This window comes from Falsihalocynthiibacter sp. BN13B15 (assembly GCF_041205415.1).
Taxonomy (GTDB): Bacteria; Pseudomonadota; Alphaproteobacteria; order Rhodobacterales; family Rhodobacteraceae; genus Falsihalocynthiibacter; species Falsihalocynthiibacter arcticus.
In genome coordinates, this window is the sequence record NZ_JBGFCE010000006.1 from 73,954 (window position 1) to 89,147 (window position 15,194).

The 15,194-nt window shown below is 54.7% G+C and carries 19 protein-coding genes; 6 read left to right on the forward strand and 13 right to left on the reverse strand.

Annotation, left to right across the window (positions count from 1 at the left end):
* Positions 1-21: 21 nt before the first annotated feature.
* Positions 22-567 (forward strand): translation initiation factor IF-3, encoded by a 546-nt coding sequence (gene infC / locus AB9F26_RS11895; protein WP_082802370.1) that lies wholly within the window; start codon positions 22-24, stop codon positions 565-567.
* Between the two features lie 145 nt (positions 568-712).
* On the opposite strand, the gene AB9F26_RS11900 is transcribed toward infC, so the two are convergent.
* From AB9F26_RS11900 to AB9F26_RS11920, 5 genes are all read right to left on the reverse strand, one after another.
* Entirely contained in the window at positions 713-1,267 is a 555-nt protein-coding gene (locus AB9F26_RS11900; RefSeq protein ID WP_335585490.1) for an outer membrane beta-barrel protein, read from the reverse strand.
* A 289-nt stretch (positions 1,268-1,556) separates the two neighbouring features.
* Positions 1,557-2,342, reverse strand: a complete 786-nt coding sequence (locus tag AB9F26_RS11905; RefSeq protein ID WP_335585491.1) for a xanthine dehydrogenase family protein subunit M — start codon at positions 2,340-2,342, stop codon at positions 1,557-1,559.
* Positions 2,343-2,518: 176 nt separating this feature from the next.
* The gene (locus AB9F26_RS11910) at positions 2,519-2,980 is read right to left on the reverse strand and encodes a (2Fe-2S)-binding protein (RefSeq protein WP_369768133.1); all 462 of its coding nucleotides are present in this window, start codon (positions 2,978-2,980) and stop codon (positions 2,519-2,521) included.
* Positions 2,981-3,081: 101 nt separating this feature from the next.
* Positions 3,082-4,071: a molybdopterin-binding protein gene (locus AB9F26_RS11915; RefSeq protein WP_369768135.1), complete on the reverse strand. Its 990-nt coding sequence runs from the start codon at positions 4,069-4,071 to the stop codon at positions 3,082-3,084.
* Entirely contained in the window at positions 4,068-5,045 is a 978-nt protein-coding gene (locus AB9F26_RS11920) for an XdhC family protein (protein ID WP_369754554.1), read from the reverse strand. Before AB9F26_RS11920 ends, AB9F26_RS11915 begins: the two co-directional genes overlap by 4 nt.
* Positions 5,046-5,293: 248 nt before the next feature.
* Here AB9F26_RS11920 and AB9F26_RS11925 point away from each other — a divergent pair, with 248 nt between their 5' ends.
* The 4 genes from AB9F26_RS11925 (at position 5,294) to AB9F26_RS11940 (ending at position 9,218) form a co-directional block, all read left to right on the forward strand.
* The gene (locus tag AB9F26_RS11925) at positions 5,294-5,581 is read left to right on the forward strand and encodes a hypothetical protein (RefSeq protein ID WP_335585495.1); all 288 of its coding nucleotides are present in this window, start codon (positions 5,294-5,296) and stop codon (positions 5,579-5,581) included.
* A gap of 174 nt (positions 5,582-5,755) precedes the next feature.
* On the forward strand, positions 5,756-6,967 hold the full coding sequence (locus tag AB9F26_RS11930) for an acyl-CoA dehydrogenase (protein WP_369768136.1): 1,212 nt from the start codon (positions 5,756-5,758) through the stop codon (positions 6,965-6,967).
* Between the two features lie 105 nt (positions 6,968-7,072).
* On the forward strand, positions 7,073-8,143 hold the full coding sequence (locus AB9F26_RS11935; RefSeq protein ID WP_369768137.1) for a glycosyltransferase family 2 protein: 1,071 nt from the start codon (positions 7,073-7,075) through the stop codon (positions 8,141-8,143).
* 121 nt (positions 8,144-8,264) lie between these two features.
* Positions 8,265-9,218 carry a phosphoadenosine phosphosulfate reductase gene (locus AB9F26_RS11940; protein WP_335585498.1) on the forward strand — a complete coding sequence of 318 codons (954 nt, stop codon included), beginning with the start codon at positions 8,265-8,267 and terminating at the stop codon, positions 9,216-9,218.
* Between the two features lie 10 nt (positions 9,219-9,228).
* Here the strand turns inward: AB9F26_RS11940 and ureG are convergent, their stop codons facing one another.
* The 4 genes from ureG to AB9F26_RS11960 form a co-directional block, all read right to left on the reverse strand.
* Positions 9,229-9,840, reverse strand: a complete 612-nt coding sequence (gene ureG, locus AB9F26_RS11945; protein ID WP_335585499.1) for an urease accessory protein UreG — start codon at positions 9,838-9,840, stop codon at positions 9,229-9,231.
* Positions 9,841-9,912: 72 nt separating this feature from the next.
* On the reverse strand, positions 9,913-10,536 hold the full coding sequence (locus AB9F26_RS11950; RefSeq protein WP_335585500.1) for an urease accessory UreF family protein: 624 nt from the start codon (positions 10,534-10,536) through the stop codon (positions 9,913-9,915).
* Positions 10,537-10,542: 6 nt separating this feature from the next.
* Positions 10,543-11,055, reverse strand: a complete 513-nt coding sequence (locus AB9F26_RS11955) for an urease accessory protein UreE (protein WP_335585501.1) — start codon at positions 11,053-11,055, stop codon at positions 10,543-10,545.
* A gap of 19 nt (positions 11,056-11,074) precedes the next feature.
* Positions 11,075-11,293: a DUF1127 domain-containing protein gene (locus AB9F26_RS11960; protein WP_335585502.1), complete on the reverse strand. Its 219-nt coding sequence runs from the start codon at positions 11,291-11,293 to the stop codon at positions 11,075-11,077.
* Between the two features lie 205 nt (positions 11,294-11,498).
* Here AB9F26_RS11960 and AB9F26_RS11965 point away from each other — a divergent pair, with 205 nt between their 5' ends.
* The gene (locus tag AB9F26_RS11965; protein WP_335585503.1) at positions 11,499-11,828 is read left to right on the forward strand and encodes a hypothetical protein; all 330 of its coding nucleotides are present in this window, start codon (positions 11,499-11,501) and stop codon (positions 11,826-11,828) included.
* A 57-nt stretch (positions 11,829-11,885) separates the two neighbouring features.
* Here the strand turns inward: AB9F26_RS11965 and ureC are convergent, their stop codons facing one another.
* The 4 genes from ureC to AB9F26_RS11985 form a co-directional block, all read right to left on the reverse strand.
* The gene (gene ureC, locus AB9F26_RS11970) at positions 11,886-13,595 is read right to left on the reverse strand and encodes an urease subunit alpha (RefSeq protein ID WP_369754562.1); all 1,710 of its coding nucleotides are present in this window, start codon (positions 13,593-13,595) and stop codon (positions 11,886-11,888) included.
* Positions 13,596-13,670: 75 nt separating this feature from the next.
* Positions 13,671-13,976, reverse strand: a complete 306-nt coding sequence (locus AB9F26_RS11975; RefSeq protein WP_369754563.1) for an urease subunit beta — start codon at positions 13,974-13,976, stop codon at positions 13,671-13,673.
* 19 nt (positions 13,977-13,995) lie between these two features.
* Positions 13,996-14,298, reverse strand: a complete 303-nt coding sequence (locus tag AB9F26_RS11980) for an urease subunit gamma (RefSeq protein ID WP_369754564.1) — start codon at positions 14,296-14,298, stop codon at positions 13,996-13,998.
* Between the two features lie 8 nt (positions 14,299-14,306).
* Positions 14,307-15,164 carry an urease accessory protein UreD gene (locus AB9F26_RS11985; RefSeq protein WP_369754565.1) on the reverse strand — a complete coding sequence of 286 codons (858 nt, stop codon included), beginning with the start codon at positions 15,162-15,164 and terminating at the stop codon, positions 14,307-14,309.
* Positions 15,165-15,194: the final 30 nt, after the last annotated feature.

The following is a 15,194-nucleotide window of genomic DNA, read 5'->3' on the forward strand; positions in this document are numbered from 1 at the left end:
AACGATCAAAGGATCAAAGCCATAGCTCGCAAGCCACATAACGCCCCGCCGCAACGCGACACGGGCCCTCGTATCAACGATAAAATCCGCGCAACAGAAATCCGTCTTATTGGCGCTGATGGTGAAAACGGCGGCGTTGTAACGCCTGCACGTGCCATGGTCATGGCCGAAGAAGCCGGATTAGATCTGGTGGAAATCTCGCCAAACGCGATCCCTCCGGTTTGCAAGATCATGGATTTTGGCAAGTTCAAATACGAAACGCAAAAGCGCGAGAACGAAGCGCGGAAAAAGCAAAAAATCATTGAGATTAAAGAGGTTAAGTTCCGTCCGAACACGGATATTAATGACTATAATGTCAAGATGCGTAACGTTTACAAATTCTTGGAAAACGGCGACAAAGTAAAAATCAGCCTACGGTTCCGAGGGCGCGAAATGGCGCACCAAAACTTGGGACGTCAGCTTTTGGAACGTGTTGCCGATGACACCAAAGAACAAGGTAAAGTCGAGAGCATGCCGAAAATGGAAGGCCGCCAAATGATCATGATGATCGGCCCCCTTCCGAAGTAAGTCACCAAAAGTTCACCAAAGGGCCTCCGTTTTCGGGGGCCTTTTTTGTTGGAATCAGTAGGCAAAGAAAAAGGCCCCCGAAATTCGAGGGCCTTCTCCTAACGTCAAAATGTGCTTACATCTGGGAAGACGTGCACGAATGGCGTTAGAACTGGGTGCTAAGACCTACAACAACTGCGTTGTTGCGATTTTCGATACCCGACACACCATTCAGTGTGGAGCTGTCAAAGGCGCGCGTGTGCCGAACTTCGCCGAATACGCCAATTGTTTCGCTCACGTCATAGCTGATGCCCAGCGCCGCACGACCACCAAGGCCGGAGTCCTCGTCGCCCGCAGAGGCTGTTTCAACCCAACCGAGACCAAGTGCGCCATAAGCTTTGAGCGGGCCACTGTTGACGAAGCTATAGCGCGCTATAGCCATAGCGGCGGTTGATTGGAGATCTTCACCGGACGTTTTGTAATCCGCGTTGGTGCGGCTCAAATCGAAACCCAATTCGAGGGCATCCATCCCGCCGAGACCGGAGTAATAAAGGCCACCACCATATGTCGTACCGGAGTCGACTTTTTCATCTGTGCCTCCAACTGCGAGGTCGCCCTCGAAGGTTCCCCCTCCGTAAACTTCAGCAGACCAATCTTGGGCTGCGGCTTGGGTGGCGGTTACACTTGCGATGCAAAGAGCTGAAATAACTGCGATACGCATTGTGGACTTCTCCTAATAACAATCTGTTTATTGAAGGCGGTTTTGCCTCTGCTACCGAAATAAGGTTTGAGCGTTTCTTTACAAGACGAGGTAAAGTTTCTGTGTTCAAAAATCGGCAATATCTGGCGCATATCCTTGAATTGGGGCTAAAATCCGCCGATATTCCCATGCAAAACCTGCCTCTCCCCGCTGTGATCATTCCCTCGAAGGCTATTGATAAAATGGAAGATATCAAAAAAAACGTCCCGAGGTTTCCCTCAGGGCGTGCTCTATTCTCATCGCGGCCAAGTTACGCCATGTCTACCACTGCGCGGCTTGCTAAAACCTTGATCAAATGGGCGCGGTATTCTGCGCTGCCATGCATGTCGCCGATCATCCCCTCTGCTGGGTGGGAAAGCCCTTCTAAAGCTGCTGCCGAGAAATCGGCCGACAGGGCCGCTTCTGCTTCGCGCCACCGAAAAACGCCCTCCTCGGCCGCGCCGGTTACCGCGACGCGCACCCCGTCGGCATATTTCGCGACAAAGACACCGACCAGCGCAAAGCGCGAGGCTGGTTGCACGAATTTTTGATAGCTCGCCCCTTCTGGGATTGGAAAGCTCACGGCAACAACGATTTCGCCGTCATCCAAGGCGGTCTCAAACATCCCTTGAAAATAGTCATCCGCCTGAATTTCGCGCGCATTCGTCGTGATCGTCGCGCCCGATGCCAACGCCGCAGCGGGGTAACAGGCGGAAGGGTCGTTGTTGGCGAGGCTGCCGCCAAGGGTACCGCGATTGCGCACAGCTGGATCGCCGATCCCCCCCGCGAGAGCCGCGAGCGTTGGATAGGCCATTGCGCCGATGGCAACATCGTCATGGGTAACCCCACCGCCGATTAAAATCGTACCTTCGGAAACCGATATCCCCTGCATTTCGGCAATTCCCGAAAGGCTCACGAGGACTTCCGGCGCAGCGAGACGCTGTTTGAGGGTCGGGATCAGAGTTTGACCACCGCCCAGCGCCTGTGCAACCTCGTTTTTGAGCGCTTCTACGGCCTGTGCGACCGTGGTTGGCCGCTCGATTTCAAATGCATACATCGTTCTCTCCTATTCCCGTCCTACTGTTGTGCGACAGGCGTGGCCTGCAGTGCGGCCCAAAACGCGCCAAGGCGACAGTGTCATACCCATTTAGGTTACATTCTTAGCGCTCTGTTGCAAAGCAGCGATCCAATTGCCCTCGCCCCCGTCGCCCTTCACACCTAAAGACTTCGGAACTAGCTGGCTGCTGCCGCCTGAATCGCTTGCACAATATTATGGTAACCGGTGCAGCGGCAAATATTTCCCTCCAAATAGTCGCGAATTTCTGTCTCGCTTGGATCTGGATTTCGTTTAAGGAGGGCTGCGGTCGACATCACCATGCCCGGAGTGCAAAATCCGCATTGAAGGCCATGGTGTGTTTGGAAGGCTGCTTGAATTTTGCTCAAGCTGCCATCGGGGTTGGCCATCCCTTCAATCGTGGTAACCTCTTTGCCTTCGGCTTCGGCGGCGAACATCGTGCAGGACTTCACGACCTTACCATCGACATGCACAACACACGTGCCGCATTGGCTGGTGTCACATCCAATATGTGTCCCCGTAAGGCGCAAATTGTCGCGCAAATAATGCGACAACAACAAGCGTCCCTCGACCTCTGCTTCCGCTGGCTTGCCGTTCACCGACATGCTGACTTTCACCATGGGTTCATTCCTCCGTTTCATATTTTATCTAGGTTAATCATGCTCCCTCCGTGCTGAAAACACAAACATGCGGGTAAACACAAAAAAACGCCAATCCTCGCCTAAATTTTAAGGTCCCTTGGATGGGGGCGGGTTGCAATTTCTTTCAGAAGCCCCCCAACCCCCATATGTGAAATATCTTGCTGCGTGACCGCTACTCCGCACAGAAGCCGCTCCATCACCCAATCTGCACCATTAAGGGCGGGTGAGCGGGCACAACCAGGAAGGCCAATCACGGGTTTCCCGTCAAGGGTGCCGAAAAACAGCAAGTTCCCCGGATCGACCGGCATTCCGAAAACGTCTACCTCCCCCCCCGCGGCAATCAAGCTTGCGGGGGCCGTGTCGCGGATATCGGAGGTGGCTGAGGCTGTGAGAATGAGGATAAAGTCCCCACGGGCCTGTGTGATCGCGGCGCTTAAGTCTGCGATTTCATGGGGGACAATCGCATCGCGCACGAGCGACACGCCCAGCGCGGCAAGCCGTGTTTTTGTGGCTTCGAACCCTTTGTCGGTTTCCTCGTCCTGAAGGGAAGTCTGGATAAATCGCGCGGTTTGGTATTTGGGGCGATGTAGCATCAACGCTCCCCGCGCCGCGTCACAGGCCGCGTCCACATCAGCTTCACGTACCCCATAGGCAATGATCTTGACGGTCGCGACCATCCCGCGCTCAATCATCCGCGCATAAGGCGCAACGGTGGCAACCGTCACCATCGGGTTGATCGCATTCAGCGCATGGATTGCCGCAACATTAATTTCCGCAACCCCTGCCCCCGCAGCAAGCACATTCACCCGCCCCGTCGCAGAGCGCGTCACATGGAGGCCGCTCCCCTCTGGAACCAACGCCGCCGCAATCCGCCGCGCGGCATCGTTCTCCTCAATGTCACCCGCTTCCAATTGCGCCACAACAACAGATGTACGCCCAATACCCACTAGGGCCGCGATATCCTTGGCCTCAAGCACATGCCCCTTGCGCAAACGCCCTTTCGGTAACGGATGCGAATGCGCTAGGATCGCGCCCTCAGCCTCCCCTATAGGAACCTCGCCAAACTTCATGCGCCGCGCCGTAACACACGGGTCACTTCCCCCATGATAGCAATCGCAATCTCCGCAGGTGATTTTGCCCCGATATCTAGTCCAACGGGCGCGTGAATACGTGCGATATCCTCGGCGCTAAATCCCGCCGCTTCAAGGCGTGTCACCCGCTTGGCATGGGTGCGTGTGGACCCAAGCGAACCGATATAAAACGCCTGTGATGCAAGGGCAGTGGTTATGGCGGGGTCATCTATTTTGGGATCATGCGACAGGGTGATGACGGCCGTACGCGTATCAATCCCCCATGCGGTCAGCGCCTCATCGGGCCATGCTTCGCTTTCGACTTTATCGTCGGGAAACCGCTCTTGAGTGGCAAAGGCCGCGCGCGGGTCGATCACATAGGGATCATACCCAGCGGCGCGCGCCATTCCCACCAAGGGTTGCGCAATATGAACCGCGCCGACAATCGCCATGCGTAGGGGCGGGTTGTGCAGACCAATAAACGTTTGCCCATCTTCCTCAAATCCCGACCTATCCGCCCGAAACCTTGCTTCATGGGTGTTATACTGGGCAAGGGATACATTCCCCTCCTCGGTATTGACCACATAGGCCACAGGCTCCCGTGCCGCACGTTTGGCAACTAAGGCCTCCAAGATATCTAAAGGCAGCGCGCTCCCTACAGGCTCTACCATCACCCGTATACGCCCCCCACATGCCAGACCAACCGCGAAGGCCTCGTCATCGGACACACCAAACTCCAAGATCCGGCGTTTGCCATCCTCAAGGGCATCAAGCGCCTCCGTCACAACGGCCCCCTCAACACAGCCCCCAGACACAGACCCCGCAAGCCCCGCCTCTCCTGATATGGCAAGTTGACTGCCCACAGGGCGCGGCGCAGAGCCCCACGTCTCGACCACTGTGGCCAAGGCAGCCCCAATACCTGCGCGGTGCCACGCCAAAGCTACTTCGGGAATATCGTTATATCCGGTTGTCATCCTATTTACGTTCCTCACCTCTTTGGATGAAGTCTATCAAATCCCCCCACGTCCACAATCGGTTTCGCCCCAATTGGGCCAACACACAGCCCGCTCGCCTCTGCCTCCTACCGACCAAAGACCGCGCGCTTTCTAAAACAGACCGCTGCCTTTTAAGGAATGATGTCCACAAGCCACCCAGTTTTGGGAATCGTCAGTGACGAAAATTCAGGATGGAACTCCCCTAATTTCTGCGATAACCCTTGGGGATGAGCAATGATAGACTGACCCTCCCCGCTGGCTGGGAAGCCCCCGTAAACCCCCAAGCGCTTGAAAAAGAGCTCCTCGCTGAATTGACTTCTGATCACCTGTTATATGGTCACACAGCCCGCGCCATCGCGCAGAGCAGTGAAAGCGACGAAGCGGTTTTCATGTTTACCGGCGAGACCGAGTTTATGGCGATTGTGGCCCTCACATGGGAAGAAGCCCCGATCAAAGACCAACCGGAATTTGAAAAAATCAGCGGCATTTCCGAGCTTGAAGGTTTTTTCGACTAGCCACCCTGTGGTTCGTTTTAGGTGTGGGGCCTTTTGGGTGCTTCACGCGCTTTTTCACCCAGTAAATGCGCCGACGTATGCACATCAGAAAGAATTCGTTGGAATTGCGCTGATTGCACTTCCTGAAATGCTGGGCTACCGATGGGCAACTGATATTTTTGCAAGAGGCCCACTATGCAACATCTCACTGGAAAAAACGCCCCCGATCTTGGTAAATTTGATTGGGAGGATGCATTTCGTCTGAACGATCAACTCACCGAAGAAGAGCAAATGTTGCGCGACGGCGCACGTGATTTTGCACAGGATAAGCTGCAGCCACGCATCATCAAAGCCTACCGCGAAGAAACCACAGACCCCGAAATTTTCGCCGAAATGGGCGCGGCAGGCCTGTTGGGGGCAACGATTCCCGAGGATTTGGGTGGTTTGGGCGCAGGCTATGTCTCCTACGGGCTGATCGCGCGTGAAGTCGAGCGGGTAGATTCGGGCTATCGCTCGATGATGTCCGTGCAAAGCAGCCTCGTGATGTACCCCATCCATGCTTACGGCTCCCCCGAACAACACCAGAAATACCTCCCCGGCCTTGCCGCAGGTACATTGATTGGTTGTTTTGGCCTCACCGAGCCCGACGCGGGCTCCGATCCCGGCGGTATGAAAACCCGCGCCGAGAAGATCGACGGCGGCTATCGCCTCACCGGTAATAAAATGTGGATTTCCAACAGCCCCATTGCGGATGTCTTTGTTATCTGGGCCAAATCTGATGCCCATGACGGCAAAATTCGCGGGTTCATCCTTGAGAAAGGCATGAAAGGCCTCACAGCTCCTAAAATCGCGGGCAAGCTTTCCTTGCGTGCTTCTATCACTGGGGAAATCGTCATGCAGGGCGTCGAAGTCGGCGAAGATGCACTCCTACCAAACGTACAAGGCCTCAAAGGTCCGTTTGGCTGTTTGAACCGCGCGCGTTACGGCATCAGCTGGGGTGTTTTGGGCGCTGCCGAATTCTGCTGGCATGCGGCGCGGCAATACGGCCTTGATCGTCACCAGTTCAACCGCCCCCTCGCCCAGACCCAATTGTTCCAAAAGAAACTGGCCGATATGCAGACCGAGATCACCCTTGGCCTGCAAGGCTCACTCCAAGTAGGCCGTTTGATGGATGCTGCCAATGCCGCGCCTGAGATGATCTCGATGATGAAGCGCAACAATTGCGGCAAAGCCCTCGATATCGCCCGCATGAGTCGCGATATGCACGGCGGCAACGGTATTTCCGAGGAATTCCAAGTCATGCGCCATATGGTTAACCTTGAAACCGTCAACACCTATGAGGGCACCCACGACGTGCACGCACTCATCCTTGGGCGAGCACAAACTGGTCTTCAAGCGTTCTTTTGAGGAATTGAGATTGGCGGGGCATGATCTGTCCCGCCGTTCATAAATCCGTGACCAAGACCCTATTGCCCCTTTAGGCTTGCGCGCCCTTCCTGCTAGGCTTGGATTATGAAAATTACCGCCATCCTCACTGTTCGCGACGAAGGCGCCTTCCTTTTGGAATGGCTCGCCCATCACCGCGCCATTGGTTTCACAGACTTCCTCGTGTTTTCCAACGATTGTACGGATGGCACCGATGCCATGCTTGATCGCCTCCAAGAATTAGGCCACCTGACGCATATTCCCAATCCTGGCCCCTATGACGAAGGGGGAATACAATGGTCCGCGCTTAAACAGGCCGACAAACACCCCCTCACTCAGAACGCCGATTGGCTCATGTGCCTCGATATCGACGAGTTTGTGAATATTCACGTGGGCGACGGCACGCTCAAGGCTCTGATGGACGCCGTCCCCGATGCCACCGCCTTTGCCCTAACGTGGCGCTTGTTTGGCAACGCCGATGTGGATGCCTTTGTGGATGCGCCTGTTACCGAGCAATTTCAACAAGCCGCCCCCGCCGTTCTGTATTGGCCTTGGCGGGCGTCAATGTTCAAAACACTGTTTAAAAACGACGGAATCTATTCGAAAATTGGCGTTCACCGCCCCCGTAGCCCCGACAAATCCCGTCTTGATGAGGCGCGATGGTTCGACACGCGCGGCAAGGAAATTCTCGACCCGCCAATCAAAACCCGTCGACTGTTTAATCAATTCGGCCGCGACAATTATCTGCTGGCCCAACTCAACCACTATGCCCTAGGTGCGCGCCAAAGCTATGTGCTCAAACGCGCACGGGGTCGGGTGAACCGTGGCGAAAAACTGATGGGGATGGACTATTGGGTCGAGCGTAACTTCAACCAAGCGCATGACGATAGTATTTTGCGCCACCGTGGCCTGTCCGCCCCCCTCTTGGCCCAGCTTCACGCGGACCCCGTGTTGCACGACCTTCATCAAAGGGCTGCCGACTGGCGCGACTCCACTTTCATCCGGTTGATCCTAGAAGACGAATCGCGGGCTTTGTACGGACGCCTCCTTCTCACGCCTCCAACCGAACCCCTTGCCAAGAAAAAGGCACAGGAGTTACTAAGAATTGGACGACGAGCGCAGTTATCCGTCAAAATTCAGCCTTTGGATGAAAAATAAAGGCCCACACACTTAAAAACCTCACGCTTCCTTCCAAATTTTGCCCGATTCATTGACCATAATGTAACCAACAGGTGGAATAAGGGCTCATATATTGGGCAACGAGTACAAAGGGATAAGAATGTCGCAGAATGCCACTCATAATCTGGATACCGAGGCGCAAGCTTGGCTCGACAGGCTCGACCCTATTGGCGAGGAGCGTGGCTATTTTGAACCCATCGGCAAACAGCATTCTGCAATCTTAACGGACGAAGGTCCCGATTTGATTGTCACGTTTGAAAGTATAAGCGGCATCCGCACCCACGACCCCGAGGCACAGCCCTTAGGCTTTGAAATGGTTGCCAAAAACGGCTATTCTAACCTGTGTATTCTGGCGCATGGCGACACTTGGTTTCGCGACGCATCTCTCTACGGGTATTTTGACAGACTGGTGGATGACGGTTTCTTTGAAGACTTCGATAACGTTGTTTTTTATGGTGCCAACATGGGCGGGTATGGGGCTGTAGCCTATTCTGTCGCCGCACCGGGCGCGACGGTCATCGCCGTGCAACCACAGGCCACCCTCGACCCCGCCGTCACAGGATGGGACACGCGCTTCAAAGGGCAGCGTCGTAAATGCTTTACAGATCGCTATGGATTTGGCCCAGATATGATCGAAGGTGCTGACCGCGCCTTTATCATTTTTGATCCCGAAGAAGAATTCGACGCCATGCATGCTTCGCTATTCACCCGCGCAAATACCACAATGGTGAAATGTCCGAATTTGGGCCCCCGAATTGAAGATAGCCTGCGGACGATGGAGATTCTCCAAGATCTGATCGAAACTGCGCTAACGGGGGATATGATGGCGGCCGACTTCTTTGAACTCTATCGGGCCCGCCGCGACAACGGCCAATACCTGCGCAATTTACTCACCCGCCTTGAGGATGATGGCCGTGTTGTCTTGATCGAAGCGCTGTGCAAAAACGTGATTGAGCGAACTGGGGGCGGGCCGCGTTTTCGTCGTCGTCTCAAAGAAATCCAAACACACAAATCCTCGCAGGACGCTCCCAAAGCGGATAATGAAACGGTTTAAGAACAACACCTTAAAGCCCACCCTCCCGTGTTATGAAGGAGACGATCTCGGCGACCCCGATATTTGATTTCAACGATGCCATCACGAAGGGACGGGTTTGTCGTGCGTTGGCGGCGTCACTTTCGAGCAACGCCAAATCCACGTCGACATAGGGTGCTAAATCCACTTTGTTAATAATAAGAAGATCACTGCGCGTTAAGCCCGGGCCCTTTTTACGAGGAATATCTTGCCCCGCGGCGGTGTCGATTACATAGAGGGTCAAATCCGCCAGTTCAGGCGAAAACGTGGCTGCCAAATTATCCCCCCCGCTTTCGATGAAAATCACATCAAGATCGGGAAAGGCTGCGTTTAAATCGGCAATGGCCGCCAGATTGATGCTCGCATCTTCGCGAATGGCCGTATGGGGGCACCCCCCTGTTTCCACCCCCCGAATCCGCGCTTCCGGAAGGACTTGCGCCCGCACGAGGGCGTCCGCATCTTCGCGTGTATAAATATCGTTGGTGATGACAGCCACCGAATAGCTCTGAGTCAAGGCGCGGCACAACTGTTCAGTGAGAGTCGTTTTCCCTGCCCCAACGGGCCCGCCAATACCAACGCGAAGCGGTCCATTTTTAGAGGCCATGACGTGCATTTCTCCCAGTTTTGTTAACCATTTCGAGCGCCTTCAGAGACGCATAAAGGTAGGCTTTGTGTCTCATGTCTTAAATATCCTGACGTCCTGTGTTTCGTGCTGCATGGCGGCAATATCCGCGCCAAATGCGGCGCTCGCCATATCCGAAAAAGTCTGTGTCGCGGCCTGTGCGGCAACTTCCAAGATAACAGGGTGTAAGGCCGCGAGAGCTTTTTGCCCGTCGGTTTGCCCCAAAGGAATAAACCGAACCCCCACAGACACCAAATTCGAAGCAAAGGCATGTAAATAAAGGCTCACAACCTCTTGTGGTGCAAGCGTCAACCCGCGCGCGGCCACGCCCACTGCCACGGGAAAAGGTGCGTGTTGGGCCTGTGCTCCGCTCATACCATTCACCGTTTCAACAAAGGCGCGCCCCTGCGCTTCGCTCTCATGCAAGCGCTCTTTACTCGCGGCAAGCGCCCGTGCGGTATCGGCCATATCTTCACCTGAAATACTCTGACAAAGCAAAATCGCGTCCACATGCCCTGTGCCAAAACGCAGGATGTCCGCGATCCAATCGGTTAACGTTTCGCGGTCTGACACGGCGCCGTTTTCCACAACGGTTTCAAGGCCATGCGAATAAGCAAAACTCCCGAGGGGAAATGCTGGCGAGAGCCATTGTGTGAGCGTAAGGAGATCAGGATTCATGTGGATTCAGTGCTCATGCGCATGATCCGCGGGGCCGTGGCTGTGTCCAAAGGTGCGACCATGCCCATAAGCGCCACCCTCCGGCGTAAAGGGCAGCGTGAGGGGGACAACCTCTGCGCCTAGATGCGTAAGCATTTGCGCAAATACATGATCATGAAGGATAATCAGGCGATCATTTTCTATCTGACACGGCGTGTGACGATTACCTATGTGCCAAGCCAAGCGCGGCAGATTGGGGCCAGAGATCACCAAAACCGCTTCAGGCGCCGCAACGATTTGCACATGGCGACCGTCTGATAAAGCCAGCGCACCACCGTGCTCTAGGTTTGTGACTTTTTCAAGATCCAGAAGAACCACAAGGCCGTCGCAAAGTTTAAGCCGCTTGCGGCGCAAAAGGCGGTCTTCATACGCGAGGGAAACCTGAGCACAGGCCGCCTGTCCGCTCGCCAAAAGATGCCCAAAATCATGGGCATTCAGAACTGTATTGCAGGTCAGCACCGCCACAGCAGGCGCGCTCATTCCTGCACCTCAGAAGGTGTTAGAGGCCCATTTTGTCGGCAAAGACGTGCCGTACAATATCGTCGCGATCCAGACCGATGTCCGCCAATTGACGATCGCTCATGTTTTGAAAACGTTCGACTTGGTCCGACCGTGAATTTGATTCGATCAGGGCTGTGAAAAACGCGGAAAATCCGTTGGATACGGAAGCCCAGACTGATTTCTTTTGGGCAAGTAATTCGGTTGATGCGTAGGCCATTTTGTCTCTCCACTTTGGGGGAATAAATATATGTATCTCTCCCTCCAATATGGGCAGCATGCTGCGATGCAGCAATAGACAAATGGGAAAAGCGGCCATGCAGTGAACGCATACCCACCCCTGTTAACCCTATTTTTACTGAATTTATTTGCATTTTTTTAACCACCCTTGGTCCAATCTCTTGGTATAGCTGCAGGAGAATCCCATGCTCAATCTACATCCCTCTGCCGACCGTCTGGCTGCCATTCGGTCCCGCATTTCCGCTCTTAAAGAGGAGGAAGCGCGCCTTCGCATTACTTTCCTTGAAAAGGGCGATTATGGCCTTCACCCAGGACTTACGTGCAACGTGATTGTTGAGCGTGAAGAAGCCCGCGAATTTGACCCAAGCCGCCTTCCGATTGAAGTCCGCCTTGACCCTCGATATTGGACGACGCGCTTTCGCACACAGATCAACATTCAAGAAAAGTCTAGTTCTTGCGAATGGCAAAACGACGACGTGATCGACCTTGTCGAACAGGGCGGCGTCTTTTGTTAACTTAGGACGCCGCACTGCCTGCCCCGTCGACTTATTTCCCACGCGTTGGCTCATTCCCTAGAACATGAAATAGCGTTGGGCCATCGGCAGGGACTTGGCGGGTTCACAGGTCAAAAGCTCGCCGTCGGCCCGCACTTCGTAGGTCTCTGGATTGACCTCAATATGCGGGGTCGCGCTGTTCATCACCATGTCGGATTTCCCGATGGTACGGGTATTTTCCACCGCCAAAGTCGTTTTTCGAAGTCCAAGGGCTGCACCAATTCCGTCTGCCTGTGCGGCCTGACTCACGAACGTGACCGCACAATGCGCAACCGCTCCGCCCATCGCACCAAACATCGGGCGTGAATAAACGGGCTGTGGCGTTGGGATAGAGGCATTTGGATCGCCCATTTGCGCCACAACGATCATCCCGCCCATCAACACCATTTCGGGTTTCACACCAAAAAATGCGGGGGACCACAGCACCAAATCTGCGCGTTTCCCAACTTCAATTGAACCAATATGGCGCGAAATCCCATGGGCAATTGCCGGATTAATTGTGTATTTCGCCAGATAGCGTTTGACCCGAACATTGTCGTTGTCGCCTGTTTCTTCGCTTAAACGGCCCCGTTGTTTTTTCATTTTATCCGCAGTTTGCCATGTGCGAATCAAAACTTCGCCCACGCGTCCCATAGCCTGACTATCGCTCGCGATAATCGAAAATGCGCCGAGGTCATGCAGGATATCTTCGGCGGCAATCGTTTCGCGCCGAATACGACTTTCGGCAAAGGCCACATCCTCGGGGATGGATTTATCAAGGTGGTGACACACCATAAGCATATCCAAATGCTCCTCGATAGTGTTGACAGTATACGGGCGCGTCGGGTTGGTTGACGACGGTATAATATGTTGTTCCCCAACAACTTTAATGATGTCCGGCGCATGACCACCGCCCGCGCCTTCGGTGTGAAACGCGTGGATTGTGCGCCCCTTGATGGCGGCAACGGTGTTCTCGACAAAGCCACTTTCATTTAGCGTATCCGTGTGGATCATCACCTGAACGTCCATGTCGTCTGCGACGGAAAGGCAGCAATCAATCGCCCCCGGAGTTGTGCCCCAGTCTTCGTGCAATTTCATCGCACAGGCGCCGCCCTTGATCATTTCCACGAGGGCTTCGGGACGGCTTGCGTTGCCTTTGCCGGACAATCCAATGTTCATCGGGATGCCATCAACGGCTTGCAACATCCGCCCGATATGCCACGGACCGGGCGTACAAGTGGTGGCCAATGTGCCATGCGCGGGGCCCGTCCCGCCGCCAAGCATGGTCGTCACGCCCGAGTGCAACGCGTCTTCCATTTGTTGCGGACAGATAAAGTGGATATGGCTATCAAACCCACCCGCCGTTAAAATACGCCCTTCGCCCGCGATAATCTCCGTTCCGGGGCCAATGATAATATCCACATTGGATTGGGTATCCGGATTGCCCGCCTTGCCAATCGCCGAGATAAATCCACCACGCAAACCCACGTCCGCCTTGTAAATCCCTGTCGTGTCGACAATGAGGGCGTTGGTAATTACCGTATCCATGGCCCCGCCCACACGCGAAATTTGGCTTTGCCCCATGCCGTCACGGATGACCTTGCCGCCACCGAATTTAACTTCCTCACCATAGGTCGTCAGGTCGCGCTCCACCTCGATGATCAAATCCGTATCCGCCAACCGGACGCGGTCGCCTGTGGTTGGCCCATACATATCGGCATAGGTCGCGCGTGAAATTTTCGCAGGCATTGGCTTTCCTTTAATTTCCGTCCCATTGACCGCAGTGCGGCGGGAATCTCTTCTCTCGAATTATGTCATTTCGCTTCAAAGCGGCCCCATAACCTTTTGATTAAACCCATAGATTTCGCGCTTACCCCCGAGCGGAACCAAGGTCACTTCGCGTCTTTGTCCAGGCTCGAAGCGCACGGCCGTACCCGCGGCAATATCCAACCGCATGCCGCGTGCCACCGCGCGATCAAAGTCTAAAGCGGCGTTCGTTTCTGCGAAATGATAGTGGCTTCCGACTTGAACGGGCCGATCGCCCGTATTGGCGACCATACAGACGCATATTTCCGCGCCCGCATTTAGGGTTATGTCGCCGTCGACGGTGAATATCTCTCCCGGGATCATGGCTGCTCCTCCTTTGTATCTATCGAATGGGATGGTGAACGGTCACAAGCTTTGTGCCGTCAGGAAAGGTGGCTTCGACCTGCACATCGTGGATCATATCGGCGATACCCTCCATGCATTGGTCAACCGAAATAACATGCGCGCCGGCCTCCATCAGGTCCGCCACCGAGCGCCCGTCGCGTGCGCCTTCGACAACGTAATCCGTAATAATTGCGATCGATTCAGGGTGGTTCAGCTTAACACCACGCGCGAGGCGTCCGCGTGCGACAATCGCCGCCAGACTGATTAGGAGTTTATCTTTTTCTCTTGGGCTTAGGTTCATTTTCTTCCCTATTTTTGCCAGACACGCGGCAGTGGATCGACGCGCAATTCATTTAAAACTTTCGCCACGACACGCTGCAACGGCCATCCGTCATCCGCAAACAGCCGAACAATAAGCTTTCCGTTCCACCCGCTTGCCGCCGCTGTGACATCCGAAAAAGTGGATAGAATAGAGCGGACGGGCCCAAGGGCGTCCTGTGCTTGCGGTGCAAAAAACGCGATTGTCGCAAGGGCGCGCGCGCCAGAAAGCGTTGCTGCGCGCTTGGGGTGTGTAAAGTTGCGTTTATCCAGCGCGAAGGGTTCAATCCATTCTGGGAGCCCGTTACGACGCACCTCCCGCCAATCCGAAAAGGTTGCACTAACGAGCGTTTCCCCCATCGCTGCGCGCCCCAAAATCACGGTTTCAACCATAAGAAACTGAGCGTCAGAATCTAAATCTACAAGCGTCTTACGCGCCATATTCGAGCCTTCAAACAGGATGGTTTCCTGAGGCAGCCAATCCAAACGCCCACCTGCACCGACGGTCAAATTCACATCAACCCGCCCCGTGCCACTCACGGATTGATAGGCGCGTTCGGCGGTTTGGGTCGTCGCATTCACCCGCGCGCCCGCGCCGACACCAAGACCATACGAGATGTGGTCGCCCCCCGTGACGCCGCCCGCTGTGTTCAAAAACACGATTTCAGGCGTGGGCGCATGGATTTTTGGTAGGAACACTTTTGCGGACCCAGATTGGTGCAAATCTTTCAAACGGATTCGTCCGGACACAGCGTGAACCGAGGCAAAACCTCGCCCAACCATGCGCTGCAATCTAGGCGATGCAGTGCATTCAGACCCGCTCTCTATTTGTGCCTCTAAATCCAGCATAACCCCTCGTTTCGCGAGAAACTTAGGCAG

Bases quoted from the DNA above. Each gene is read 5' to 3' on its own strand.
- AB9F26_RS11900 (WP_335585490.1), bottom strand. From the start codon at position 1,267: ATGCGTATCGCAGTTATTTCAGCTCTTTGCATCGCAAGTGTAACCGCC.
- AB9F26_RS11920 (WP_369754554.1), bottom strand. From the start codon at position 5,045: ATGACAACCGGATATAACGATATTCCCGAAGTAGCTTTGGCGTGGCAC.
- AB9F26_RS11980 (WP_369754564.1), bottom strand. From the start codon at position 14,298: ATGAACCTAAGCCCAAGAGAAAAAGATAAACTCCTAATCAGTCTGGCG.
- ureC (WP_369754562.1), bottom strand. From the start codon at position 13,595: ATGCCTGCGAAAATTTCACGCGCGACCTATGCCGATATGTATGGGCCA.
- AB9F26_RS11930 (WP_369768136.1), top strand. From the start codon at position 5,756: ATGCAACATCTCACTGGAAAAAACGCCCCCGATCTTGGTAAATTTGAT.
- AB9F26_RS11925 (WP_335585495.1), top strand. From the start codon at position 5,294: ATGAGCAATGATAGACTGACCCTCCCCGCTGGCTGGGAAGCCCCCGTA.
- AB9F26_RS11935 (WP_369768137.1), top strand. From the start codon at position 7,073: ATGAAAATTACCGCCATCCTCACTGTTCGCGACGAAGGCGCCTTCCTT.
- AB9F26_RS11955 (WP_335585501.1), bottom strand. From the start codon at position 11,055: ATGAGCGCGCCTGCTGTGGCGGTGCTGACCTGCAATACAGTTCTGAAT.
- ureG (WP_335585499.1), bottom strand. From the start codon at position 9,840: ATGGCCTCTAAAAATGGACCGCTTCGCGTTGGTATTGGCGGGCCCGTT.
- AB9F26_RS11965 (WP_335585503.1), top strand. From the start codon at position 11,499: ATGCTCAATCTACATCCCTCTGCCGACCGTCTGGCTGCCATTCGGTCC.
- AB9F26_RS11975 (WP_369754563.1), bottom strand. From the start codon at position 13,976: ATGATCCCGGGAGAGATATTCACCGTCGACGGCGACATAACCCTAAAT.
- AB9F26_RS11910 (WP_369768133.1), bottom strand. From the start codon at position 2,980: ATGGTGAAAGTCAGCATGTCGGTGAACGGCAAGCCAGCGGAAGCAGAG.
- AB9F26_RS11940 (WP_335585498.1), top strand. From the start codon at position 8,265: ATGTCGCAGAATGCCACTCATAATCTGGATACCGAGGCGCAAGCTTGG.
- AB9F26_RS11905 (WP_335585491.1), bottom strand. From the start codon at position 2,342: ATGTATGCATTTGAAATCGAGCGGCCAACCACGGTCGCACAGGCCGTA.
- AB9F26_RS11950 (WP_335585500.1), bottom strand. From the start codon at position 10,536: ATGAATCCTGATCTCCTTACGCTCACACAATGGCTCTCGCCAGCATTT.
- AB9F26_RS11985 (WP_369754565.1), bottom strand. From the start codon at position 15,164: ATGCTGGATTTAGAGGCACAAATAGAGAGCGGGTCTGAATGCACTGCA.
- AB9F26_RS11960 (WP_335585502.1), bottom strand. From the start codon at position 11,293: ATGGCCTACGCATCAACCGAATTACTTGCCCAAAAGAAATCAGTCTGG.
- AB9F26_RS11915 (WP_369768135.1), bottom strand. From the start codon at position 4,071: ATGAAGTTTGGCGAGGTTCCTATAGGGGAGGCTGAGGGCGCGATCCTA.